Raw genomic sequence first — 24,831 nt, 5'->3', positions numbered from 1 at the left:
GGGGCCGTTTCGCAGGCCGGCATGGTCCGCCTGATCGCAGCCGGCCCTTAGGAGATGGCGAAGTCGCCGGTTCCCCGCTCGGCGATGTAGGCAAGCACCTCGTCGATCACCGTCTGGGCGTCGGCCTTGCCGGCCGCCTCCGCCGCCGCCGCGTCCCCCGCCTCGATGGCTGCGATCAGCGCCTCGTGCTGGTTGAGCTTCGGCGCCGGCAGCTCGCCCTCGAACTGCTGCATGTAAAAGCGCTGCACCCGCTGGCCCTGATCGAGCAGGCTCTGGGTCCAGGCGACGAAGAACGGATTGCCGCCCATCTCGGCGATGGCGATGTGGAAGGAGCTGTTGAGGGTGATGATCTGCAGGATGTCGCGCGCGTGGTGGGCCTCCTCGAGGCCGCGTTCGATCTCCCGCAGCCGCTCGACGCCCTCCGGCGCGCGGTTCTGCGCGGCGAGCCGTGCGCCCAGCCGGTAGAGCAGGTGCATCGCGTCGAAATAGGCGGGCAGCGTGGAGAAATCGAACTGGGAGACCCGCGAGGTGCGGTTGCGCGGCGCATCGACCAGGCCCTCGGCGGCCAGCCGGATCAGCGCCTCGCGCACCGGCGACCGGGACAGGTGGAAATGCCGGCTGAGCTCGGTCTCGTCGAGCTGGGTGCCCGGGGTGAGTTCCAGATTGAGGATCTGCTTCTTCAGTTCGGCATAGACGAAGCTCGCGCCGGTTCCGCGCGGATGGCGGGTGTCGGAGATCTTCGCCGCCTCGACTGCCAGGTCCTCGGGTGTCGTGTCCGCCATGCGCTGCTCCGGATCGTCCAGTATCTGCAGGTCCGGGATAGACGGTTGCTGCAACAGAGTAAAACGGGGAAAGCGGCGAACCGTCAGGCGGCCGGGCGGAAATCTGCGGCCGCGTGGTCGGACTGCCGTCCGAGCACGGCGTCGGCGACGATGCGCGCCGAGATCGGCCCCGCCGTCAGGCCCATCCACGGAAACGAGCAGACGAAGAAGCCCGGCACGGCGGCGACCTCGCCGAGGATCGGCAGCCAGTCGTCGGTGCCGTTGACGAGCGCCGGCCACGAGCGGACCACGTGGACGCCCGCCAGCACCGGCACGACGTCCAGCGCGACGCGGAAGTTGTCCGCCATCGACCGGTAGTCGACGGTGAGATGCCCGGTGGCGGGGTCGCGGCGGGACGGCCATCCGCCGCCGATCAGCACGGCGCCGCGCCGGGTCTGCTTCATCGTGAGGCGGGCGCCGCCGTGGTAGACGAGGAACGGCAGCAGCTCCTCCACCGGTTCCGTCACGCTCACCTGGATCGGATGGCCGGTGACGTCGAGGTCGATCCCGACCATGGCGGCGATGCGGGCCACGTCGGTGCCGGCGGCGTCGACGATGCGGCGCGCCCGGATCTCGCGGCCGCCGGCGGAAACCGCGAAGCCGCCCGCCTCGCTGCGGATCGCGGTCACCGGGCAGTCGCGCACGATGCGCGCGCCGGCCGCGACCGCGCGGGCGGCGAGGGCCGGGGCGGCGCGCAGCGGGTTCACCTTGCCCTCGGCGGAGCAGATCGCGCCGCCGACCAGGCGGTCGGAGAGGCGGGGGGCGAGGCGGCGCAGGTCGGCGGCCGAGAGGATCTCCATGGGCAGGCCGGCCTGCCGCTCGATGGCGGCCTTGCGCTCGATGGTGCGCATCTCGCCGTCGGTCGCGGCGACGATCAGCCCGCCGGTGATGTCGACCTCGAAGTCGACGCCCAGCTCGGCCTCGAGCTGACGCCACATTTCCACCGAGTTGCGCATCAGCCGCATCACCGGCGCGTAGGCGCGGGCCCAGGCCTCGCCCTTCTCAACGAACGGCTCGATGGGCAGCTGGCAGTGCAGGCTGCCGGCGTTGGAGCCCGAGGCGCGGGTGTTCAGGTCGCACTGGTCGACGAGCATCACGTCAAGGCCGGCGGTGGCCAGGTCGCGGGCGATGCCGCAGCCGGAAATGCCGCCGCCGATGATCAGCACGTCGGTGTCCAGGGCCTCGGCGCCCGGCGGAACGGAGGGGACGTTGATCATGATCCGGCGGCCGTCCTGGACGGCGTGCTCCGTGCGGTCGGTCCGGCAGGCGTGAACAGGGAAAACATCGGGCGCATCATCAAAGTCCGGACCACGGGGTCTGCCGTCGGGCACGAAAGTATGTATAGTGGCTTCATCATTCTTGTCGACAACAAGGCGACACGATAGCGGACTCGCCGGCCACGGCCCCGTCCCGATCACCCAAGGGGATGCAGATGACGCACCAGTTTCGCGGCAGCTACGCCGTCACGATCACGCCGTTCACCGAGGATGGCAGCGCGATCGATTTTCCCGCCTGGAAGCGGTTCCTCGACTGGCAGCTCGCCGAGGGCGTGCCGGGCCTGATCATCCTGGGCACCACGGGCGAGTTCCTGACGCTCACCGACGCCGAGCGCACGCGCTTCGTCGAGGAGACAGTCGCGCACATCGACAAGCGGATCCCGGTGCTGGTGGGCAGCATGAACGCCTACACGCCGAACGCGGTCCGCTATTCGAAGGAAGCCGAGGCGCTGGGCGCCGACGGGCTGATGATCATCCCGCCCTACTACTACACGCCCACCGAGGACGAGATCTTCAACTACTACAAGGCGATCTGCGGGGCGGTGTCGCTGCCGATCATGCTTTACAACAACCCGTTCACCTCCAACGTCGACATGTCGGCGAAGCTGGTGGCGCGCTTCACCAAGGCGTTCGAGCAGGTCCGCTACATCAAGGAAGCGAGCCAGGACATGGCCCGCATCTACGACATCCTGGAAGAGACCCACGGCGAGATGAACGTGTTCGCCGGCGAGCGGGTGGTGGAGTCCTATCTCTACGGCGCGGTCGGCTACGTGAACCCCTACGCCAACTACATCCCGCGCGCCTCGACCCGGATCTGCGACCTGATCACCGAGGGCCGGCTGGAGGACGCCAAGCGGATCGAGCGGAAGATCAACCAGATCGACCACGTGATCGCCGAAGGCCACCCGACCTACGGCCACCAGTGCTACTCCAAGGCGCTCGCGGCGGTCTGCGGCTATCCGGTCGGCGACGTGCGTCCGCCGCTGACGACGTTCGCCGAGCTGGGCGCCGAAGGCACCGAGCGGGTGTCGAAGATCAAGGTCTACATGGACGAGCTCGACCGGCTGATGGACGAGATCGACGGCCCGCGGAGTTCCGTCCAGGCCGCCGAATGATCGTCCGGGCTGCCGACGTCGAGACCGAGACGGAAGAGGGCAACCCGATCCTGGCGCGCCGCATGGTGCGCCGGGACCGGCACGGCGAGGCGGTGAGCCTGACGTGGGTGAGCCTCGACGGGCCGCATCGGCCGCTGGTCTGCCACGAATCCGATCGCGTCTATTATGTTCTCGACGGTACGGCGCGCTTCTGGCTGGGCGAGGCGCCCGAGGAAACGGCCGGCGCGGGCGACGTCGTGGTCATTCCGCGCGGAACGCCCTATCGCTTCGAGGGCCGGATGACCTATCTCGTGATCAACGGCCCGGCCTTCCGGCCGGGCTCGGACGTCTGGCTCGACCGGGCCTGACAGGGCCCGCGACCCGCCCGCCCAATCCCATCCCGACATTTCCAGACCGCCGGAGCCGCTCTTGACCCGTCCGCATCTCTTCACGCCGCTGACCCTCCGGGGCCTGACCCTCAAGAACCGCATCGTCGTGTCGCCCATGTGCCAGTACAAGGCGCTCGACGGAGCCACCCACGACTGGCACTTCCTCCATCACGCGAAGTTCGCCATGGGCGGGGTGGGGCTCGGCATCGTCGAGGCCACCGCGGTGGCGCGCGAAGGGCGCATCACCCACGGCTGCACCGGGCTCTACCTCGACGAGCACGTGCCGGGGCTGGCGCGGATCGCCGCGCTCTACCATTCCTACGGCGCCGCCGCCGGCATCCAGATCGGCCACGCGGGCCGCCGGGCGAGCTGCGCGCGGCCGTGGGAGGGGGCAGCGCCGCTCGCCAACGGCGGGCCGGACGCGGCGTGGCCGACGGTGGGCCCCAGCGCCGTGCCGGAAAAGGACGGCTACCCGGCGCCGTGCGAGCTGTCGGCCGCCGAGATTCCGGGCATCGTCGACGCCTTCGTCGCCGCCGCCAGGCGGGCGCTGCTGGCCCGCTTCGACGTGGCGGAGATCCACGGTGCCCACGGTTACCTGATCCACTCCTTCTTCTCGCCGGTCTCCAACCGCCGCACCGACGCCTATGGCGGCAGCCTGGAGAAGCGGATGCGCTTTCCGCTGGAGGTCGCCGAGGCGATGCGGGCCGCCTGGCCCGACGACAAGCCGCTGTTCTACCGGACCTCGGCCGTGGACGGCGTGGAGAACGGGGTGACCATCGAGGACACGGTGACGCTCGCCCGCGAACTCGAGGCGCGCGGCGTCGACGTGATCGACTGCTCGATGGGTGGGATGTCGGGGGCCGCGACGCTTTCCACCCGCAAGATCAGCCAGGGCTACATCGTGCCCTATGCGGAAGAGGTCCGCCGCGAGGCCGGGGTCGCCACCATGGCGGTCGGCGCCATCATGGACCCGGCCTATGCGGAGAGCGTGCTCGCCGACGGCAAGGCCGACCTCATCGCCCTCGGGCGGGAGCTGCTGGCGAACCCGAGCTGGCCTTACCGGGCGGCGCTGGAGCTCGGCCTGGAGGAGCCCGACGGCGTGCTGCCGATGGAATACGGCTTCTATCTCTCCCGTCGAGCCAAGGCGCTGGCGGCCGACTGAACGGCCGCGAGCCTGGGGCCGATCAGCGGATGTAGCTCGCGCCGTTGACGTCGAGTGTCGCGCCGGAGAGATGCCGGCAGGCCCCCGACGACAGGAAGGCGACGAGATTGCCGAGTTCGGCCGGCGGCACCCATTCCTTCATGGCGAGGGTCGCCGTTACCGCGTCGGCGCCGCCGGTGCGCTCGGCCGCTTCCTCCGAGAGCCGGGTCCGCACCACGCCGGGCGACACCACGTAGGCCAGGATCCCGCGGTCGGCGTAGCTCTTGGCGACGGTCTTGGTGGCGGTGAGCACGGCCGACTTGGAGGCGGCGTAGGCGACCAGGTCCGGGTTTCCGGGCCCGCGCTGGGCGGTCCAACTGGAGATCGTCACCAGGATGCCGCCGCCTTCCGCCAGATAGTGCCCGACGGCGCGCTTCATCAGCCGCGTCGGCCCCAGCACGTTGACGGCGTAGGTGTCGGCCCAGGCCTTGTCCCATTCCGCGTCGTCGCTCTCGAAACCGCCGGAGATCGGCATCGTCGCGGCGTTGTTGACGAGCACGTCGATGCGGCCGCGCCAGGCGAGCGCGTCGCGCCACATTCGGTCGACCGACGCCATGTCGGCGAGGTCGGCCTGGGCCAGCAGCTTGCGGTCGTCGGGGATGGCGGCCATGGCGGCCTCGGCCCCGGCGCGGTCGCCGCCATAGTGGCCGACGACGTTGGCGCCGGCCCGGCCGAGCACCTCCACGATGGCCGCGCCGATGCCCTTGGAGGCGCCGGTGACCAGGATGGTCCGTCCGTCGAGTTCAAACATGAGGCGTGGTCCTTGCGGTTCGGGTCGGGGCGTGCCGGCGCTCAGGCGATGCCGGCATCGACCGGCAGCACCTGGCCGGTGACGCCGCTCGCGAGATCGCTGGCGAGAAAGAGGGCGGTGCGGGCGACTTCGTCCGCCGTGGCGAGACGCCCGAGCCCGGTGTCGCGGCCATAGGCGGCGAGCGCCTCGTCGGTCGGAAGGCCGCCGCCGGCGGCACGCGCCTCGATGCGTCCGACCAGCGCCTCGGTGGCGATCGGGCCGGGGGCGATGGCGTTCACCCGGATCCTGTGGCGGCCGAGGTCGAGGGCGGTGGATTTCACGATGCCGATGACGGCGTGCTTGCTGGCCACATAGGCCGCCTGCTGCGGATGGCCGCGAAACCCGTTGAGCGAGGACATGGCGACGATGCTGCCGCCCCGCGCGGCGAGGTGCGGCACGGCGGCGCGGATGGTGGCGATGACGCCGCGCACGTTGACGGCGAAGGTACGGTCCCAGGCGTCGATGTCGATGGACGCGGTCTCCGACCACGGCGGGACCACTCCGGCGTTGGCGACGACCGAATCGAGGCGGCCGAAGCGGTCGATAGTGTGCGCCATCGCCGCCTCGATCGAGGCCGCATCGGTCACGTCGCAGGCGAGCGACAGCCAGCCTGGCGGGGCATCGCCCTCGCCGAGGTCGGCGACGGCGCCGAGCGCGCCGGCCACCGCGAACGCCTCGGCCACGGCACGGCCGAGCCCGCGCCCGCCGCCGGTGACGAAGGCGACGCGGCCGTCGAGAAGCCTGGGGAGAACCGGGTCGTGCATCGCTGCCCGCGGGTTGGCGCATGTCCCGTCGAGACCGGGACCGGCCGGCGGGGTATGCTCAACGTCCTTCGTCCGGAGCACGTCGATCGGGTGTTTCCCCGGCATCGGAAAATGCTCTAGGAGTAGGTGTAACCTTGTCGCCTTGTTGTCGACAAGATGCAATTCGGTGGCCCCGCGCCCCGCGCCGCCATGGTTTGAGAGATGACGCGACCTTCCGACGAGGCGCCTTGGCGCGCAGCACCCGTGGACATCGCCCGCGCCGACCGGGTCGAGGTGACCCTCGACGGCCGCCCGCTGACGGCGCGGCGGGGCGAGACCGTGGCCGCGGTGCTGGCCGCGCACGGCATCACCACGTTCCGCTCCACCGGGTTCGACAGTCCACGCGGCCTGTTCTGCGGCATGGGCGTCTGCCACGACTGCCTCGTCGAGGTGGACGGGCGGGCCAACCAGCGCGCCTGCATGACCAAGATCGAGGCGCCGGTGGCGATCCGCCGCCAGCGCATCGACCTGCCGCTCGGCGAGCCGGGGGGTGCCGACGGCGCCGGAGGCGCGCTCACCGCCGACATCGCGGTGATCGGGGGCGGCGCGGCGGGCCTGACGGCCGCCTGCGTGGCGGCCGAGGCCGGGGCCTCGGTGATGGTCATCGACGAGCGGCCGACGCCGGGCGGGCAGTATTTCAAGCAGCCGACCAAGGTGCTCGATCCGCCCGAGCCCGGCCGCGACGACCGGCAGTTCGCCGGCGGCCGCTCGCTGCTGGACCGGGCGCGGCGCGCCGGCGTGCGGCATCTGGCCGGCACGGTGTGGACCGCCGAAGGTCCGGGCCTGCTGCGGGTGCTCGCCGGCCAGTCGGAGACGACGGTGACGGCGCGCCGGGTGATCGTGGCGACCGGCGCCTACGAGCGCGGCCTGCCGGTTCCCGGCTGGACGCTGCCCGGCGTCGTCACGACGGGCGCTGCCCAGACGCTGCTTCGCAGCTACCGGGTGCTTGCCGGGCGGCGCGTGCTGGTCGCCGGCAACGGCCCGCTCAATCTTCAGGTGGCGCTTGAGCTCGCCGGGGCCGGCGCGGACGTGGTGGCGGTCGTCGAGGCGGCGCCCAAGCCCGGACCCTGGGCGCTCGGCCCGATCATGCGCATGACGGCGAGCGCGCCGGATCTCGCCATCCAGGGCGCCGGATACGTGCGCCGGCTGGAGCGGCTCGGCATCCCGATGCTGCACGATCATCTGGTCGAGCGCATCGACGAGACGCCCGGCGGTCTCACGGTGTCGCTGCGCCAGACCGGCGGCGAGCGGGTGGTGTCGGTCCACAAGGCGGAGACGGTGGCCCTCGGCTACGGCTTCCAGCCCGCCAACGACCTGCTGCGGCTGTTCGGCTGCCGGCACGCCTTCGATGCGGGTCGCCGCCAGCTCGCCACCGTCCGCGACGCCGACTGCCGGACCAGCGACGAGACCGTCTTCGCGGCCGGCGACTGCACCGGCCTGGGCGGCGCCTTCGCCGCGATCTCCGAAGGCACCATCGCCGGCGCCGCCGCGGCCCGCGATCTCGGCCATGCCGGCTCCAAGGCGGCCGGCCAGGGGCTCGCCCGCGCCCGCAAGGACCTCCGGCGCCACCGCCGCTTCCAGCAGGCGCTGTGGGCGCTCTATGCCGCCGACCTGCCGGAGGCGCCGAGCGCGCCCGAGACGGTGGTCTGCCGCTGCGAGGAGGTGACTCTCGGCGAGATCGATGCGGCGCTTGCGGGCGGCGACCACGGGATCGGGTCGCTGAAGCGCGCCACCCGGCTCGGCATGGGGCGCTGTCAGGGCCGCTACTGCGCGCCGGTGGCCGCCGACATCCTCGCCAGCCGGACCGGCACGCCGGTGGAGGAGCTGTCCTTCTTCGCGCCGCGCGGGCCGCTGAAGCCGGTGCCGATCGGCGCGATCGCCAGCGCGGCGGCGGACCCGGAACCGCAGCCGGAACCGGAGGGCACGCCGTGACGGCGACGGAGCCCCGTCCATGCGGATCGGCCTGATCGTCAATCCGATCGCCGGCCTCGGCGGCGCGGCGGGCCTGAAGGGCACCGACGGGCCCGACACCCCGGCGCGCGCGCTTTTTCGCGGCGCCACCCCGGTCGCCGGCCTGCGCGCCAGCGAGGCGCTGCGGGTGGCGGCTGCCGAGTGGGGCGCGCCGTTCGAGATCCTGACCGTCGCGGGCGACATGGGCGCGGTCGCCGCGCGCGCGGCCGGCCTGGCGCCACAGCTCATCGCCCTCGAGCCGGGAACCCCGTCCACAGCCTCTGATACCGTCGAGGCCGCCCGCGCGCTGGCGGATGCGGCGGTGGACCTGATCGTCTTTGCCGGCGGTGACGGCACTGCCCGCGACGTGGTCTCGGTGACCGGCGAGCGAGTCCCGGTTCTCGGCATTCCCACCGGCGTGAAGATGCACTCCGCCGTGTTCGCGGCGAGCCCGGCGCGGGCCGGCCGGCTGCTGGCGGCGCTCACGTCGGACCGGTCGGACATCGCCTTCGCCGCCGGCGAGGTGATGGACATCGACGAGACTGCGCTGCGTGCCGGCATCCTCTCGGCCTCGCTTTATGGCTACGGGTTGGTGCCGGTCGAGCGGCGGATGATGCAGCCGGCGAAGGGCGCGGGCCCGCGGTCCGACGATGCGGCGCTGGAGGTGGCGGCCCGCGCCGTCGCCCGCACGATCGCACCCGGCACGGCCACTGTCATTGGTCCCGGCCGCACGGCGAAGGGTGTCCTCGCCGCATTGGGGCTCCGGCCGGCGAGCCTGCTCGGCGTCGACGTGGTGCGCGACGGCGGCCTGATCGGCACGGACCTGTCCTGCCTTGAGGTCGCCGAGGCGGTGGGCGCGGGGCCTGTCGCCGTCGTCGTCGGCGTGGTCGGCGGCCAGGGGTTCCTGTTCGGCCGGGGCAACCAGCAGATCGGGCCGGACATCCTCCGTCGCGCCGGCCGCGCCGGCATCACGGTGCTCGCCGGCCGCGGCAAGCTCGCCGGGCTCGCCCGTCCCGAACTCCTCGTCGACACCGGCGATCCCGCCGTCGATGCCCTGCTTGCCGGCTACATGCGCGTCATGACCGGTCCGGCCGAGACGCTGGTCATGCGGGTGACGGCCGCGTCCACGATCGATCCTCTCAAAATCTTGTAGACACGTTGTCGTCTTGATCCTGGGGTGGCACACTGCGGTTCCGCCGGCGGCACCGATGCCGTGCGACCCACCTTCGTTCAGGAAGGCAGACCGCATGCCCGAGACATCCCCAAAGGCGCATCCGTGGATGGCGAATTCGCTGCCGGATATCCGGCAGGCGATGCTGGACGAGATCGGCGCACCGTCCGTCGAGGCGCTGTTCGAACAGATCCCGTCGGCGCATCGCCTGAAGACGCCGCTCGATCTGCCGCCACCGCTGTCGTCGGAGGTCGAGCTGCGCCGGCATCTCGTCTCGCAGCTCAAGCGCAACGGCGACTGCGAGACGAACCTCTCCTTCCTCGGTGCCGGCTGCTGGCAGCACCACGTGCCGGCGGTGGTTGACGAAATCGTCGGGCGCACGGAGTTCCTGACGCCGGTCTGGGGCTCGGCCCAGTCCGATCACGGCCGCAACCAGGCCTGGTTCGAGTATGCGAGCCAGCTCGGCGAGCTGATCGACATGGATGCGGTGGGCCTGCCCGTCTACTCGTGGGGCTGCGCCGCCGGTCACGCGATCCGCATGGCGGCCCGGATCACCGGCCGCCGCGAGGTGCTGGTGCCGCGCTGGCTGGATCCGGAACGCCTGTCTGTGATCCGCTCCTATTGCGAGCCGCGCGAGATGGAGCGCCACATCGACGTGGTGCTGGTGGAGCCGGACCGTGCGACGGGCGGGCTCGACCTCGCCGACCTGAAGGCCAAGCTCTCCGGGGCCACCGCGGCCGTCTACCTCGAGGTGCCGTCCTATCTCGGCCTGATCGAGCCGAACGCCGCCGAGATCGCCGGGCTGGCGCGCGCCGTGGGGGCGGAGACCATCGTCGGGGCCGATCCGATCTCGCTCGGGGTGCTGGCGCCGCCCGGCAGCTACGGCGCCGACATCGTCGTCGGGCCGACCCAGCCGCTGGGGGTCCACATGAACTGCGGCGGCGGCGTCGGCGGCTACATGGCGACCCGCGAGGACGACAGCTACCTCGCCGAGTACAACGGCTTCCTGGTCTCCATCGCCCGCACGCTGGAGCCGGGCCAGTACGGCTTCAACGTCGCCAACGGGCACCAGACCTCCTACGGCCTGCGCGAGGACGGCAAGGACTGGACCGGCAACTCGGTCTATCTCTGGGCGATCGCCAACGCGGTCTACATGTCGCTGCTCGGGCCGACCGGCTTTGAGGAAGTCGGCCGGCTGATCCTGGCGCGCGCCCATTACGCGACGCGCCGGCTCGGCGCGCTGGAGGGCGTCGGGATCCCGTTCGCGCGCGGCTTCTTCAAGGAATTCGTGGTCGATTTCTCCGGGACGGGCATGAGCGTCGCGGCCATCAACGACGCGCTCCGCGCGCGCGGCATCTTCGGCGGCAAGGACCTGTCCGCCGAGCTGCCCGAGCTCGGCGCGGCGGCGCTCTACTGCGTCACCGAGATCCACACCAAGGACGACATCGACCGCCTGGCGGCGGCCCTGAAGGAGGTGATCGCCCGATGAGCGAACCCGCCAACACGCCGCTGCGCAGCTATCACGGCCCCGTCTGGAACGAGCCGGTGGTCATGGAGCTCGGCCATCCCGGCCGCCGGGGGCAGATCTTTCCCGCGCCCGAGCCGGATGTCGCCGCCGACGTCGGCGACATCGACGCGCTGGTGCCGGCGGCGATGCGCCGGACGCAGCGTCCGGTGCTGCCGGAGCTGACCGAGCCGGAGGTGCAGCGGCACTATCTGCACCTCAGCCAGGAAACGCTGGGCATGATGGGCATCAGCCTGTTCGGCACCTGCACCATGAAATACAACGCCCGCGTCAGCGAGGCGGTGGCGCAGCGGCGCGAGCTCGCCGAGGTGCACCCCTACCAGCACGAGGACACGCTGCAGGGCATCCTCGCCATCCTGCACGGCTTCGACCGCATCCTCTGCGGCCTGTCCGGCATGGACCAGTTCATCTTCCAGGCCGGCGGCGGCGCCGACGCGTCCTACACCCATGCGGTGGTGACGCGGGCGTACCACCAGGCGCGCGGCGAGCTGGAGCAGAGGAACGAGGTCATCACCTCCATCCAGGCGCATCCGTGCAACGCCGCGACGGCGGCGGCCGCCGGCTTCAAGGTGATCACGCTGAGTCTGGAGGAGGGCGGTTATCCCTCCGTCGAGCAATTGAAATCGGTGGTGTCGGAGCGCACGGCGGCGCTGTTCATCAACAACCCCGACGACATGGGCATCTACAACCCGCACATCGCCGAGTGGACCCGCATCGTCCACGAGGCCGGCGGGCTGTGCTTCTACGACCACGCCAACTTCAACGGCGTGATGGGCAAGATCCGCGCCCGCGAGCTCGGCTTCGACGCCTGCATGTACATGCTGCACAAGACGTTCGGCGCGCCGAAGGGCGGCGGCGGACCGGCGGTGGGCGCCTATGGCTGCAGCGCCGAGCTGGCGCCGTTCCTGCCGACACCGGTGGTGACCCGAGAGGGCGATCGCTACCGGCTGGAGACCGACCGGCCGCAGAGCGCCGGCAAGATCCGCGAATACTGGGGCAACGTCCCCCAGGTGCTGAAGGCCTATGCGTGGGCGCGTGCCATGGGCGCCGAGGGCATCTCCATGGGCTCCGATCTCTCGGTGCTCGCCAACAACTACATGGACGCCAAGCTCGCCCGCATCGACGGCTTGGCGCGTTCCAACCCGGACATCCCGGGCTGGCGCATGGAGATGACGCGCTGGAGCCTGGGGCCGCTGAAGGAGGCGACCGGCATCGGCACCATGGAGATCGCCAACCGCATCGCCGACTACGGCATCGATCCCTACTGGATGAGCCACGAGCCGTGGGTGGTGCCGGAGCCGTTCACGCCGGAGGCGGGCGAGATGTACTCCAAGGAGGACATCGACACCTGGATCGCGGCGCTCGCCGCCGTCTGCGAGGAGGCGCGCACCGATCCGGAGCTCGTCCGCACCGCCCCGCACAACCAGCCCATCAAGCAGCTCGTCGGCGCCGATCTCGCCGACCCGGAGCGGCGCGCCTTCACCTGGCGCGCCTTCCGGCGCAAGCAGGCCTCGCGGGAGGAATAGCAGCAGGTCCAATGGCTTGCCCGGCCGCCTTCGGGCCCTCGTCGGGGCACGGCGGCAGGGCTGGCCATTCCCGATTCAATCCTGCATACTAGAAGTATGCTATCGGTCTTGCCGGGTCACTCGAGGGGGTGGAACCGGCCGGCGGCGAAGGCGGGGGAGAGAAATCCGCCGGATCCACGGGCACTGTCCCGGCGAATGTCGAAGCAGCCAGACAACAAGGGGAGCTCATCATGTTGAAACGTTTCACCAGCACGCTCGCGATCGCCGCCATCGCGGCGACGGTCGCCGTCACCGCGGCCGATGCCAAGTCGCTCGACCAGATCATTTCCGACGGCGTCATCCGGATCGGGATCAATCCCAACTTCCCGAACATGAGCGTCCGCAACGACGCCGGCGAGTGGGAAGGCTTCGACATCGACATCGGCAAGGCGATCGCCGAGAAGCTCGGCGTCAAGCCGGAATGGGTGCCGACCGAGACCGCCCAGCGCGTGCCGTTCCTGGTGTCCGACCGCATCGACATGTCGCTCGGCGCGCTGACCCGCAATTCCGAGCGCGCCAAGCTGATCGACTACACCGTGCCCCTGCACACCGAGGTGCTGGCCGTTCTCGCCACCGACAAGATCGAGGGCGACAACTGGAAGGACTTCAACAAGGACGGCGTGACGCTGGCCAACATGCGCGGCAACTGGACCGTCGACTGGATCAAGGAGAACATGCCCGAGGTGAACCTCGAGCTGACCGACTCCATCGCCGACACCGTCCGCCTCGTCGCCCAGGGCCGTGCCGACGCGATCGTCGAGAACGTCGACTTCTTCATGGGCTTCACCAAGAACTACCCGGACGTGAACTGGCGGGTGGTGGCCGAGCCGATCTTCGTCGCCTACTGCGCGATCGGCATCGCCCAGGGCAACGACAACCTGAAGGAAGTTCTCAACATCATCCTCTACGACCTGCACTCCTCGGGGATGGTCAACGAGACGTGGGAGGCCAACTACGGTGCCCCGATGCTGGTCGAGGTCGAGCCCAGCCCGTACTTTTGATCCGGCTGCCTCACGCTCCGCGCCGCCCTGAGGGGCCGGCGCGGGGACCGGACTTCTCCTGCCGGAGGACGCCGCTATCCTGGCGCCCTCCGGGCCATTCGACCGCCGAGGACCCCGTCCAGCGATGAACTATTCCTTCCAGTTCGGCGTCGCCCTCGACAAGCTGCCGGAGCTGCTCGACGCGGCGGTGCTGACCTTCCAGCTCGGCCTGTTCGCGTTCTGGGGCGGCGCGCTGATCGGCCTGGTGGTTGCGGCGGCGAAGACCTTCGGCGGCCGGCTCGTCGCCGGCCTCGCCCAGGCCTACGTCGTCTTCATCACCAACACGCCGCTGCTGATCCAGGTGTACTTCCTCTATTACGGGCTGCCCGAGTTCGGCATCCGCTGGTCCAACGAGGCGTGCCTGCTGATCGGGCTGACGCTCAACGCCGGCGCCTACCTCACCGAGATCATGCGCGCCGGCTTCCTGTCGGTCCGCAAGACCGAGATGGAGGCGGGCGAGACCATCGGCATGTCGCTGGTCCAGCAGATCCGCTACATCGTCGTCCCGCACATCGCCAAGACGATCTACCCGGCGCTGGCCAACTTCTTCATCGTCATCCTGGTGATGGGAACGTCGGTCGGCGCGGTGATCGGCGTCGACGAGCTCACCGGCGAGACCATCAATCTCTCCACCGAGAACTACCGCTGGCTGGAGATGTTTACGCTGACCGCCATCATCTACGTGGTGCTCACCTTCATCGCCAGCATCTCGCTGGCCCTCATCGGCCGCTATGGCTTCCGCGTGAAGGCGAAGATCTTCTGATGGGCGAGCGCATTCTCAGCCAGATCCCGCGGTTCTTCTCCGCGACCAACATCGCCTTCCTGCTGGAGGCGATGGGCACGACGCTGGCGATGACCTTCATCGGCTGCCTGATCGGCTTCGCCATCGCCTTCGCGCTCGTCTACCTGCGCCAGACGCCGGGGCTGTGGGCGATCCCGCTCCGCATCGTCGCCACCGCCTACGTGGAGATCTTCCGCCGCATCCCGTTCCTGGTGGTGATCTACCTGGTGCTGTTCTTCATCCAGGCGTTCGTCAACGACGCCTCGCTGTTCTCCATCGCGGTGATCGCGATCTGCATCTACGCCGCCGCCTACACGGCGGAGATCATCCGCGGCGGCATCGAGTCCGTGCCGCGCCAGCAGATCGAAGCGGCGCGGGTGATGAACCTCAGCCGCATGCAGACCATGCGGATGATCGTGTTGCCCCAGGCGATGCCGGTGATCGTGCCGCCGGCGATCGCCTTCATGGTCGCCTTCATCAAGGACACCGCGCTGGTCAGCCAGATCGGCGTGTTCGAGCTGACGTTCCGCGGCAAGGAACTCAACAACCAGGGCTACTCGGGCATCCTCGTGTTCGGGACCATCGCCTTCCTCTACTTCGTGATGTCGTACCCGCTCACGCGGTTTGGCCAATATCTGGAGAGACGGTTTGCATCATCTCGAAATCAAAGAGCTCAGCGCCAGATACGGGCGGCTTGACGTTCTCCACGGGGTGACCTTCGCCGTCGGCCGTGGCGAGGTGGTCTCCCTGATCGGACCGTCGGGGTCCGGCAAGTCGACCCTTCTGCGTGTGCTGATGGGCCTCACCCATCCGACCGGCGGCGAGGTGCGCGTCGACGGGGAGCCCGTGAACTACAACAGCCATTCCAGCCTGCGCACCGCGCGGGACCGGATGGCCATCGTGTTCCAGCAGTACAACCTGTTCCAGAACATGGACGTCATGCGGAACGTCACGCTGGCGCCGGTGAAGATCAAGAAGCGCGCCCGGCGCGAGGTGGAGGCCGAGGCGGCGGAACTGCTGGCCAAGGTGGGGCTCGCCGAAAAGCACAAGGCGTTCCCCGACGAGCTGTCGGGCGGCCAGCAGCAGCGCGTGGCGATCGCCCGGGCGCTGGCGCTGCGCCCGGAGATCCTGCTCCTCGACGAGGTGACGTCGGCGCTCGATCCGGAGCTCGTCAACGAGGTGCTGGACACCATCCGCCAGCTGGCGGCCGACGGCATGACGATGATCATCGTCAGCCACGAGATGGGCTTCGTCCGCGAGGTCTCCAGCAAGGTGGTGATGATGGACAAGGGCCAGGTGGTCGAGGTCGGCCCGCCCGCGCAGATCTTCGACGCGCCCACCACCGACCGCTGCCGCGAGTTCGTCGGCAAGATCCTCCGGCATTAGGCCGTTTCGCTCACGCCGCGTGCGCTTCGCGCACCGGCTGCGCGGGCGCGGCCTGAGTTGTTGAGGCGCAATCGCGCACGGAAAACCACAAGAGTAATTTTCCTTCGATTGCTCGGCCGGCGCGTGGTCGCGCGCGGGTCGAGCAATTTGCCCGGGTGGAATCGGATGCTGCTGCGTCGCCTCAATACCCCGCTCATTCCAGCGAAGGCTGGAATCCAGTTGCCGAACCTGCAACGAGCCGGAAGGTGGGATGAGGCCCGTTGCCGGTGGCTGCGCGCATCCTCTCGCCGCGTCGTCCGGCTTCGATGCCCGAACTGGATTCCAGCCTTCGCTGGAATGAACGGAGAATTTGGCTGATTCCAGTGAAACAGCCTCGGCGTTGTTCGACCACTCCCCGCCAGCGCCCTGCCGCCTGTCCGTCCTCCCTACTTCACCGGGATGTACTTGGTCGGGATGGCGGTGGTGAACTTCATCTCCTCCATGGCGATCGACGCGCTCATGTCGGAGAATTCCAGCTTGCGGATCAGCCGCTGGTAGACGGTGTCGTAGGTCTCCACGTCCGGCACCACGATCCGGAGCAGGTAGTCGGTGTCGCCGGTCAGCCGCCAGGCCTCGACGATCTCCGGCACGTCGGTGATCAGCGCGCGGAAGGCCTCGGCCCACTCCGCCTCGTGGCGGGGCGCCTTTACCGCCACGAACACCGTCATCGGCACGTTGGCCTTGCGCCGGTTCACCAGCGCCACGCGGCGGGTGATGTAGCCCTCTTCCTCCAGCTTGCGCACCCGCCGCCAGCACGGCGTCGAGGACAGGCCCACCTGTTCCGCCAGCGCCGCGACGGGCACCATCGCGTCCACCTGGAGGATCTCGAGAATCTTGCAGTCGATGGCGTCCAGCATGGCGATCCTTGCGGGCCGGCCTTCCCGGTCGAGATCGGCGATCCCGCGGAAAAGCTCAAGTGTTTGAAATTGGAAGCGACTTGCCGTCGCCCGACTGTGATGTTCCGAGGACGCGTGACGTCGATGTTTCCCTCAGAGGAACACAGCGCATTCGGTAGTCAATTGCCATTCAATTAATCGATTAGAGACTAATTATTAGACAAATTCATAATGTGGCATACCTTGCTCTTTTTCAAACTAAAATTAGGATGAAAAGTCGATCCGCGCATTAAGGGCGCATTTCTTTAGGGTTTCGTTTCGTTCGAAGTCGTTACGATTGCTGATGGCGCCCATGGGGCGTTCTGAGGCAAGCGAGGGCGGTTCCCCATGCAGAGCATCGGTCTGATCGGCGGCATGAGCTGGGAAAGCACCGCTGTCTATTACCGCCACTTGAACGAGTGCGTGCGCGGTCGGCTCGGGGGGCTCCACTCGGCGGACATCCTGCTGCGCTCGGTGGATTTCGACGAGATCGTGCAGTTGCAGAAGGTGGGCGACTGGGGCGGGGCCTCGGCCGTCCTGGCGAAAATCGGCGCCGATCTGGAAGGCGCCGGCGCCGACTGTCTGCTGATCTGCACCAACACCATGCACCTGCTGGCCGACGACGTTCAGGCCGCGGTGTCCGTGCCGCTTCTCAACATCATCGACATCACGGCCAAGGCCGTCCTCGCGGCCGGTTTCCGCCGGCCGCTGGTGCTGGCCACCCGCTACACGATGGAACAGGACTTCTACATCGGCCGGATGCGCGCCGCCCACGGCCTGGATCCGATCGTCCCGGACGCCGCCGGCCGGACCCGCGTCCATGACGTCATCTTCGACGAGCTCTGCCAGGGGAAGATCGAGCCTGCCGCCCGGCGCGACTATCTCGCCATCATCGACGCGGCGGCGGCCGACGGCGCCGACTGCGTCATCTTCGGCTGCACCGAGATCGGGTTGCTGCTGTCGCCCGACGACGTCTCCCTGCCGGCCTTCGATTCGACGCTGCTGCATGCCGAGGCGGCCGTCGACTTCGCCCTGGGCGGCGATGCCGTTCCGGAGCTACCCGGCGCCGCGAGGCCGCTGCCGGCCGCGGCCTCGCCGGGTGGCCGGGCATGATCAATTCGAACGCTTGCCGGGCCGCCGGCGCGATCAGGAGTGGACGCACATGAGCGACGCCGAAGCCTCCGCCAGGTTGGTTCCGACCCTCGATCACGTGGTGGTCCTGGTCTACGACAAGCTCGACGAGATGTACGCCGCCTACGAGCGGCTCGGCTTTCAGCTGACGCCGCGCGGCCACCACTCGCTGGGATCCAGCAACAACCTGGCGATCTTCCGCGACAACTACTTCGAGCTGCTCGGCTTCGAGCCGGGCAACGACCGCCTGCGTCCGGAACTGTGGAAGGACCCGGCCGGGCTCACCGCCATCGTGTTCCGTCCGACGAGCCCCGAGGAGGTCGCCCGGGTGATGCAGGAGCGCGGCGTCGGCGCCGAGGAGCCGGTCACCTTCACGCGCCCCGTCGACACGCCGGACGGGCCCAAGGATGCCCGCTTCACCATCGTGCGCGTGCCGCCCCGGCACATCCAGAACGGCCGCAGCTTCTTCTGCTACCACTACACGCCCGAGCTGGTCTGGCGGCCGGAATGGCAGGTCCATCCGAACGGCGCCACCAACGTCGTCGAGTTCGTCATCTCCGCGCCGGATCCGCGCAAGGCCGCGGCCGTCTACGAGGCGATGTTCGGACCCGACCTGCTGGTCGACATCGATGGCGGCGTCGCCTTCCGGGCGGGGGCGGCGAAGGTGCGGCTGCTCGAGCCGGCGGCGGCGCGGGCCCGCTTCGGCGCTGCGATCCTGCCCGACCTGGAGGCCCAGGACCGGATGGTCGCGCTCGGGATCGGCACCACCTCCATCGACGCGGCGACCGCCTGTCTCACCGAAGCCGGCGTGCCGTTCTCCAAGTCGGGCTGCTGCCGCGTCCTCGTCGGCCATGACGTGGCCGGTGGCGTGGCCATCGAGTTCTGCGAGGAGGTGTCGAAGTGAGCGGCACCCTGGATTTCAGCCGCTGCTATGCATCGAGCTATCGGACGGCGCGCGCCAGGTTCCGCCGCACCGCCGCCGACATCGGGGCGGAGCTGTCCGCCTACACCCACCCGTTCGCGGAAGGGCCGGACGGCGGCAGCCTGTCGGTCGACGTCGCCCACATCGGCGACCCGAAGGCCCCGCGCCAGCTCGTCGTCGTCAGCGGCACGCACGGCCTGGAGGGCTACGCCGGATCGGCCTCGCAGATCGCCTGGATGCTCGGCCACGGCCAGGTGCCCGACGGCGTCTCCGTGCTCATGGTGCACGGGATCAATCCCTACGGATTTGCGCACGGCACCCGCACGACGGAACACAACGTCGACCTCAACCGCAATTTCGTCGATCACGCCGCGCCGTATCCGGAGAACGCCGGCTACGGTGAGCTCCACGAGCAGGTGATCCCCGACGACTGGTCGCCCGACGCCATGGCGCAGGTGCAGGCACATCTGGAGGCCTTCGGCCAGGCCCATGGCGCCGATGCGCTGTTCGATGTGATGGCGCGCGGCCAGTACACCCACCCGGACGGCATCATCTACGGCGGCGACCGGCGGGAATGGTCGAACCTCACGCTGCAGGCGATCGTCGACGACCATCTCGGCGCCGCCGAGGTCGTCGGTCTCATCGACTGGCACACCGGCATCGGCGACTACAAGGACATGTTCTTCCTCTGCTTCAACGAGGAAGGCGGCGACCTGCACGACGAGGCCTGCCGCTGGTGGGGTCGCGAGCGGATCGTCGGCCAGCGGCCGCATGGTCTCGCCCGGCCGAACTATCAGGGCCTCGTCTTCAACGGCGTGCGCGACTTCGTCGGCGAGCGGCCGATGATCGGTGCGGTGATCGAATTCGGCACCTACGCGCCGCTGATGCGCGCCGCCCTGATCCTCGACGTCTGGCTGAAGTCGGTCGGCGATCCGGATCCGGACCGCGTCGCGCTTCTCAAGCAGCATCTCTTCGACGCCTTCGTGCCCGTCTCCGCGGACTGGCGGCAGGCATCGATCGCCCACGCGCTCGGGATCACCCAGGAGGCCGTGGACGGCCTCGCCTCCTGGTCCCCGTCCAAGACGTAAGCAAAAGGAAGTTCGCCCTCATGCGTGCAGTCGTTCTGGAAGAACACGGCGGTCTCGACAAGCTGAACTACGTCGAGGATTTCCCGGACCCGGTCGCCGGGGAGGGAGACGTCGTCCTGCGCGTCCGCGCCACCTCGCTGAATTACCACGACATCTTCACCCGCCGCGGCATGCCGGGCATCCGCATTCCGATGCCGATCATCATGGGCATCGACGTCGCCGGCGAAATCGTCGAGGTCGGTCCCGGCGTGAGCGACTGGAAGGTCGGCGACCGGGTGCTGGTCGATCCGATCAACCGCGAAGAGGGCGGCCTGATGGGCGAGACCGTCAATGGCGGCCTCGCCGAACTCTGCCGTGCCCGCGCCCATCAGCTCGTCAGAATCCCCGACGGCATCAGCTTCGAGCAGGCCGCCGCCCTTCCCGTGGCCTACGGAACGGCGCTCCGGATGATGACCACCATCGGCCAGGTCTCGGCCGGCGAGAAGGTGCTGATCCTCGGGGCCTCCGGCGGCGTCGGCATCTGCTGCGTGCAGCTCGCCAAGATCGCCGGCGCCTACGTCATCGCCTGCGCCGGTACCCCGGAAAAGGGCGAGCGGCTCAAGGAGTTCGGGGCAGACGAGATCGTGCTCTACACCGAGGTCGACTTCGCCACCGAAGTGAAGGCCCGCCACGGCAAGCCGCGCGTCGGCCGGGCCGCCAAGAACGCAGGCGTCGACGTGGTCGTCAACTACACCGGCGGCGACACCTGGGTGCCGTCGCTCAAGGTGCTGCGCAAGGGCGGGCGCGTGCTCACCTGCGGCGCCACCGCCGGCTACAACCCGCAGGAGGACATCCGCTACATCTGGACGTTCGAGCTGCAGATCCGGGGATCCAACGGCTGGGACCGCGAGGACATCGAGGAGCTCTTCAAGCTGGTGGAGTCCGGCAAGCTGAAGGCTCACGTCGACCGGGTGTTCCCGCTTGCCGACGCCGTCGAGGCGTTCCGGGTGCTGGAAGAGCGCAAGGTCGTCGGCAAGCTGGTGGTGACGCCGTGACCAAACCGCTCACCCAGGAAGAGGTGCAGTCCTACCTCGACGCGTCCCCCTTCATCGCCTTCAGCGGGCTGAAGGTGGCCGAGCTCGATTTCGACAAGCAGCAGATCACCATGATCGCGCCGCTGCGGCCGGAGTTCGAGCGGGGCAGGGGCAGCGGCCAGTGGCATGGCGGCCCCATCGCCTCGATCATCGATACCGTCGGCGACTTCGCCCTGATCATGATCCTCGGTCGCGGTCTGCCGACGGTGAATTTTCGCGTCGACTATCTCCGACCGGCCATCGACACCGCGCTGATCGCCAAGGCGACGGTGCGCCGGATCGGCCGCAGCGTCGGCGTCTCCGATGTCGATGTCTTCAACGAAAAGGGCGCGCTCGTCGCGATCGGACGGGGCACCTACGCAACGCTGGAACCAAAACAAGCCTGACCAGAAAAAGGCCTGCAAAAGGCAGAGGTAAACTGGGGAAACGCCTGGGACGTCTCGATCAGCTCATTGGAGGAGCTTCAGATGCCAGTGCTCACTCGCCGAACACTACTTGCTGCCGTGGCAGCGGGGTCTCTCTTCTGCAGTGCGCTGCCCAATTTCGCGATGGCGCAGGACGCGCCGAAATCCGGCGGCACGCTCGTCGCCACCTGGGGCGGGTTCGAGCCGCAGGCGGTCTTCGTGCCGGGCGGCGGGGGATCCAGCCCGACGTTCAGCTCGACCAAGATCCTCGAGCCGCTGCTGACCCAGGACTCCGACCTCGCATTCCATCCGGCGCTGGCGCTGTCCGTCGAGCCGTCGGCCGACTTCCTCAGCTACGTCGTCAAGATCCGGCCCGGCGTGACCTGGCATGACGGCAAGCCGTTGACCGTCGACGACGTGGTCTTCAGCGCCGAGCAGTACTGGAAGCCGATCGTCGCCGGCGCGGCGCTGAAGTACTTCACCGGCGCCAAGGTGACGGGCGAGGACGAGGTGACCCTGTCCTTCTCCCAGCCGACGCCGGAATTCTTCATGAAGTCGATCCTGTCGAGCGTGCTGGTCGTGCCCAAGCACGTCTACGAGGGCTCGGAGATGGCGACGAACCCCGCCAACAACGCGCCCATCGGCACCGGTCCGTTCAAGTTCAAGGAGTGGGTCCGCGGCAGCCACATCGAGCTGGCGAAGAACGAGGACTACTGGGACGAGGGGAAGCCGTACCTCGACGCGCTGGTGCTGCGCTACTGGCGTGACGCCGCCTCGCGGGCCGCGGCGATGGAAGCGGGCGAGCTGCAGATCGGCGTCTTCAACCCGATCCCGGCGCCCGATATCGACCGGCTGGTCGACACCGGCAACTTCGTCGCCTCCACCGAAGGCTACCTGGCCGCCGAGTGGGCCTCGACCATCGAGTTCAACAGCCGCAATCCCATCGTCAGCGACGTGAAGGTGCGCGAGGCGGTCCTGCATGCCATCGACAAGGAGCTGATCGGCGACGTGGTCTATTTCGGCCGCGCAAAGGCCGGGACCAGCTTCGTCTCCAGCGTGAACAAGAAGTTCTACGATCCGGAACTGACGCAGTACGACTTCGATCCGGAGAAGGCGAAGGAGCTGCTCGACGAGGCGGGCTATCCGGAGAAGGACGGGGGCAAGCGCTTCACGGTGCGCCTGCTCGCGGCCGGATGGTTCGAGGAGAACGGCAAGATCGGCCAGTTCGTCAAGCAGGCGCTCGAGGACGTCGGCATCGGTGTCGAGCTGTCGGTGCCGGATCGGGCCACCTCCATCAAGGGCATCTACACCGACTACGACTACGACATCGCCCTTTCCAACTACGCCGCCCCCCTCGAACTGGTCCCCAAGCAGACCCAGTACGTGACCACGGACGGCATCGTGAAGGGCGCGGCCTTCCGCAACGCCAACGGCTACTCCAACCCGGAACTCGACAAGGTCGTCGAGCAGCTCGCGGCGGAGATCGACGACGCGAAACGCGTCGAGCTCGCCCATCAGTTCCAGCAGATCCTCGCCAAGGACCTGCCGATCACGGTCGTCGTCGAGATCCAGTCGACCACCGTCGCGAACAAGGAGGTGAAGGGCTACGAGGGCAAGGCCGACGTCATGGCCGACAGCTGGTCCTCCCTCTGGCTCGACAAATAAGAGAGCGGGGGGAGGATCATGCGTCGTCTCATTCTTCGCCGTCTGGCGCAGATCATCCCCCTTATCCTCGGGGTCATCGTATTGAACTTCTGTTTGATACAGCTGGCCCCGGGGTCGCTGCTCGACATCATGACGTCGGAGCAGCAGGTCACCGACCCGGCCCGCATCGAGCACCTGCGGCAGCTCTACGGCCTGGATCAGCCGCCCATCGTGCAGCTCGGCAAGTACATCTACTCCGTCTTCACCCTCGATCTCGGCTACTCCTACCGGCAGAACGCGCCGGTGCTCGACATCATCCTGCAGCAGCTCTGGCCGACGCTCCTGCTGATGCTCACCGCGATCGCCATCGCCGTCCTGGTGGGCATGATCGCCGGCGTGATCGCCTCGGTGAAGGTCAACACCGTCTGGGACGTGCTGATCTCGCTCGGAGCGGTCTTCTTCTTCGCCGCGCCGACCTTCTGGCTCGGCATCATGCTGATCATCGTGTTCTCGGTGAAGCTCGGCTGGCTGCCCGTCGGCGGCATGGCGACGATCGGCGTCGACTACGGCCTCGTCGGCAACGTGCTCGACGTCGCCGAGCACCTCATCCTCCCGGCGGTGTCCCTCGGCCTCTTCTACGCGGCGATCTACACGCGGGTGATGCGGGCCTCGATGCTGGAGGTCTTCGCGCTCGACTTCGTGCGCACGGCGCGCGCCAAGGGGCTCTCCTACCCCCGCGTCGTCCTCGCCCACGTCTTCCGCAACGCGCTCTTGCCGGTCGTCACCCTCCTCGGCCTGCAGCTCGGCACCGTGCTCGGCGGCAGCGTCGTCATCGAGGCTGTGTTCTCGTGGCCCGGCATCGGCAGCCTGATGCTCGACAGCGTCATGAGCCGTAACTACCCGGTCGTCCTGGGGGTCTTCGTGCTCAGCGCCGTCGTCGTGGCGGTCTGCAACCTCCTCGTGGACATGGCCTATTACAAGCTCGATCCGCGCATAAGGGCCCGCTGACCATGAACCGGACAGCCCTCTTCCTGGAGTTCGCCCGGCGCTTCGCCCGCAATCGCGGCGCGCTGCTCGGCTTCCTCATCCTCGTGGTCGTGGTGGCCGCCGCACTGGCCGCGCCCTGGCTGATCGAACGCGACCCGCTGCGCATCGTCGGCCGGCCGGAAGTGTGGCCGTTCACCAACCCGCGCTATCCGCTCGGCACCGACTCGCTCGGCCGCGACATCTGGGCGATGGTGGTGTTCGGAGCCCGAACGACGCTGATGATCGGCATCCTGGCGAGCCTGACCGCCACGGTGATCGGCGTGGTGGTCGGCGCGTTCGCGGCCTATTTCGGCGGCTGGGTCGACGAGGTGCTGACCCGGCTCACCGAGCTCTTCCAGACGATCCCCAATATCCTCTTCATCATGACCATCGTCGCGATCCTGGGGCAGACGATCGGCAACATCACCGTCGCCATCGGGATCGTGATGTGGCCACCGATCGCCCGGCTCACCCGGGGCGAGTTCCTGGCGCTGCGCGACCGGGAATTCGTCCAGGCCTGCCGCTCGATGGGCATGGGCGATATCGCCATCATGGCCGGCGAGATCCTTCCCAACGCGCTGCCGCCGGTGATCGTGCTGTCCTCGCTGATCATCGGCAGCTCGATCCTGTTCGAGTCCGCCATATCCTTCCTCGGCCTCGGCGATCCCAACGTCGCCAGCTGGGGCGCGCTGATCGGCGACGGGCGGACGCTGATCCGGCGATCCTGGTACATCTGCGCGATCCCGGGCCTCGCCATCATGTTCACGGTGCTGGCCATGAACCTGATCGGCGACGGGCTCAACGATGCCCTGAACCCCAAGCTCCGGGATCGCTGA

At 68.8% G+C, this 24,831-nt stretch carries 24 protein-coding genes; 19 read left to right on the top strand and 5 right to left on the bottom strand.

Annotated features, from left to right (window positions below):
* Positions 1-47 precede the first annotated feature (47 nt).
* Together AB7M35_RS09990 and AB7M35_RS09985 are read right to left on the bottom strand one after the other, a co-directional pair.
* Positions 48-782, bottom strand: coding sequence for a GntR family transcriptional regulator (locus AB7M35_RS09990; RefSeq protein ID WP_453959332.1), 735 nt, complete (start codon positions 780-782; stop codon positions 48-50).
* Positions 783-865: 83 nt separating this feature from the next.
* Entirely contained in the window at positions 866-2,038 is a 1,173-nt protein-coding gene (locus AB7M35_RS09985) for an NAD(P)/FAD-dependent oxidoreductase (RefSeq protein WP_453959330.1), read from the bottom strand.
* 215 nt (positions 2,039-2,253) lie between these two features.
* Here AB7M35_RS09985 and AB7M35_RS09980 point away from each other — a divergent pair, with 215 nt between their 5' ends.
* The 3 genes from AB7M35_RS09980 to AB7M35_RS09970 all read left to right on the top strand — a co-directional run bounded on the left by AB7M35_RS09980 (position 2,254) and on the right by AB7M35_RS09970 (position 4,743).
* Positions 2,254-3,213, top strand: a complete 960-nt coding sequence (locus AB7M35_RS09980; RefSeq protein WP_453959328.1) for a dihydrodipicolinate synthase family protein — start codon at positions 2,254-2,256, stop codon at positions 3,211-3,213.
* Positions 3,210-3,560, top strand: coding sequence for a cupin domain-containing protein (locus AB7M35_RS09975; RefSeq protein WP_453959327.1), 351 nt, complete (start codon positions 3,210-3,212; stop codon positions 3,558-3,560). The genes AB7M35_RS09980 and AB7M35_RS09975 overlap by 4 nt, the downstream gene beginning before the upstream one ends.
* A gap of 61 nt (positions 3,561-3,621) precedes the next feature.
* Positions 3,622-4,743 carry an NADH:flavin oxidoreductase/NADH oxidase gene (locus AB7M35_RS09970; RefSeq protein WP_453959325.1) on the top strand — a complete coding sequence of 374 codons (1,122 nt, stop codon included), beginning with the start codon at positions 3,622-3,624 and terminating at the stop codon, positions 4,741-4,743.
* Between the two features lie 22 nt (positions 4,744-4,765).
* On the opposite strand, the gene AB7M35_RS09965 is transcribed toward AB7M35_RS09970, so the two are convergent.
* Both AB7M35_RS09965 and AB7M35_RS09960 read right to left on the bottom strand, forming a co-directional pair.
* Entirely contained in the window at positions 4,766-5,533 is a 768-nt protein-coding gene (locus tag AB7M35_RS09965) for an SDR family NAD(P)-dependent oxidoreductase (protein ID WP_453959323.1), read from the bottom strand.
* 41 nt (positions 5,534-5,574) lie between these two features.
* Positions 5,575-6,441: an SDR family NAD(P)-dependent oxidoreductase gene (locus AB7M35_RS09960; RefSeq protein WP_453959321.1), complete on the bottom strand. Its 867-nt coding sequence runs from the start codon at positions 6,439-6,441 to the stop codon at positions 5,575-5,577.
* 96 nt (positions 6,442-6,537) lie between these two features.
* Here AB7M35_RS09960 and AB7M35_RS09955 point away from each other — a divergent pair, with 96 nt between their 5' ends.
* The 8 genes from AB7M35_RS09955 (at position 6,538) to AB7M35_RS09920 (ending at position 15,793) form a co-directional block, all read left to right on the top strand.
* Positions 6,538-8,307, top strand: coding sequence for an FAD-dependent oxidoreductase (locus AB7M35_RS09955; RefSeq protein WP_453959319.1), 1,770 nt, complete (start codon positions 6,538-6,540; stop codon positions 8,305-8,307).
* A gap of 19 nt (positions 8,308-8,326) precedes the next feature.
* On the top strand, positions 8,327-9,478 hold the full coding sequence (locus AB7M35_RS09950) for an ATP-NAD kinase family protein (protein ID WP_453959317.1): 1,152 nt from the start codon (positions 8,327-8,329) through the stop codon (positions 9,476-9,478).
* Positions 9,479-9,572: 94 nt separating this feature from the next.
* Complete coding sequence (gene gcvPA / locus AB7M35_RS09945; protein WP_453959315.1) at positions 9,573-10,985, top strand: aminomethyl-transferring glycine dehydrogenase subunit GcvPA; 1,413 nt, start codon at positions 9,573-9,575, stop codon at positions 10,983-10,985.
* Positions 10,982-12,547, top strand: coding sequence for an aminomethyl-transferring glycine dehydrogenase subunit GcvPB (gene gcvPB / locus AB7M35_RS09940; RefSeq protein ID WP_453959314.1), 1,566 nt, complete (start codon positions 10,982-10,984; stop codon positions 12,545-12,547). The genes gcvPA and gcvPB overlap by 4 nt, the downstream gene beginning before the upstream one ends.
* 230 nt (positions 12,548-12,777) lie before the next feature.
* On the top strand, positions 12,778-13,587 hold the full coding sequence (locus tag AB7M35_RS09935; RefSeq protein WP_453959312.1) for a transporter substrate-binding domain-containing protein: 810 nt from the start codon (positions 12,778-12,780) through the stop codon (positions 13,585-13,587).
* A 124-nt stretch (positions 13,588-13,711) separates the two neighbouring features.
* Positions 13,712-14,389, top strand: coding sequence for an amino acid ABC transporter permease (locus AB7M35_RS09930; RefSeq protein WP_453959310.1), 678 nt, complete (start codon positions 13,712-13,714; stop codon positions 14,387-14,389).
* Entirely contained in the window at positions 14,389-15,105 is a 717-nt protein-coding gene (locus tag AB7M35_RS09925; protein WP_453959309.1) for an amino acid ABC transporter permease, read from the top strand. Before AB7M35_RS09930 ends, AB7M35_RS09925 begins: the two co-directional genes overlap by 1 nt.
* Positions 15,056-15,793 (top strand): amino acid ABC transporter ATP-binding protein, encoded by a 738-nt coding sequence (locus AB7M35_RS09920; RefSeq protein ID WP_453959307.1) that lies wholly within the window; start codon positions 15,056-15,058, stop codon positions 15,791-15,793. Before AB7M35_RS09925 ends, AB7M35_RS09920 begins: the two co-directional genes overlap by 50 nt.
* 425 nt (positions 15,794-16,218) lie before the next feature.
* On the opposite strand, the gene AB7M35_RS09915 is transcribed toward AB7M35_RS09920, so the two are convergent.
* Entirely contained in the window at positions 16,219-16,686 is a 468-nt protein-coding gene (locus AB7M35_RS09915) for an Lrp/AsnC family transcriptional regulator (protein WP_453960694.1), read from the bottom strand.
* 369 nt (positions 16,687-17,055) lie between these two features.
* Here AB7M35_RS09915 and AB7M35_RS09910 point away from each other — a divergent pair, with 369 nt between their 5' ends.
* From AB7M35_RS09910 to AB7M35_RS09875, 8 genes are all read left to right on the top strand, one after another.
* A complete protein-coding gene (locus AB7M35_RS09910) occupies positions 17,056-17,820 on the top strand; it encodes an aspartate/glutamate racemase family protein (protein WP_453959306.1) in 765 nt (254 codons plus the stop codon).
* Positions 17,821-17,869: 49 nt separating this feature from the next.
* A complete protein-coding gene (locus AB7M35_RS09905) occupies positions 17,870-18,742 on the top strand; it encodes a VOC family protein (protein WP_453959305.1) in 873 nt (290 codons plus the stop codon).
* The gene (locus tag AB7M35_RS09900; RefSeq protein ID WP_453959303.1) at positions 18,739-19,848 is read left to right on the top strand and encodes a M14 family metallopeptidase; all 1,110 of its coding nucleotides are present in this window, start codon (positions 18,739-18,741) and stop codon (positions 19,846-19,848) included. The genes AB7M35_RS09905 and AB7M35_RS09900 overlap by 4 nt, the downstream gene beginning before the upstream one ends.
* A 20-nt stretch (positions 19,849-19,868) precedes the next feature.
* Entirely contained in the window at positions 19,869-20,882 is a 1,014-nt protein-coding gene (locus AB7M35_RS09895) for a quinone oxidoreductase family protein (RefSeq protein WP_453959301.1), read from the top strand.
* Entirely contained in the window at positions 20,879-21,307 is a 429-nt protein-coding gene (locus AB7M35_RS09890; protein WP_453959299.1) for a PaaI family thioesterase, read from the top strand. Before AB7M35_RS09895 ends, AB7M35_RS09890 begins: the two co-directional genes overlap by 4 nt.
* Positions 21,308-21,469: 162 nt before the next feature.
* Positions 21,470-22,990 (top strand): ABC transporter substrate-binding protein, encoded by a 1,521-nt coding sequence (locus AB7M35_RS09885; RefSeq protein WP_453959297.1) that lies wholly within the window; start codon positions 21,470-21,472, stop codon positions 22,988-22,990.
* A gap of 18 nt (positions 22,991-23,008) precedes the next feature.
* Positions 23,009-23,977: an ABC transporter permease gene (locus tag AB7M35_RS09880; protein WP_453959295.1), complete on the top strand. Its 969-nt coding sequence runs from the start codon at positions 23,009-23,011 to the stop codon at positions 23,975-23,977.
* A gap of 2 nt (positions 23,978-23,979) precedes the next feature.
* The gene (locus AB7M35_RS09875; protein WP_453959293.1) at positions 23,980-24,831 is read left to right on the top strand and encodes an ABC transporter permease; all 852 of its coding nucleotides are present in this window, start codon (positions 23,980-23,982) and stop codon (positions 24,829-24,831) included.

The sequence above is a fragment of the Amorphus suaedae genome, assembly GCF_053629675.1.
Note: the sequence above shows the minus strand (reverse complement) of the source record. Positions and strands in the feature narration are given on the sequence as shown.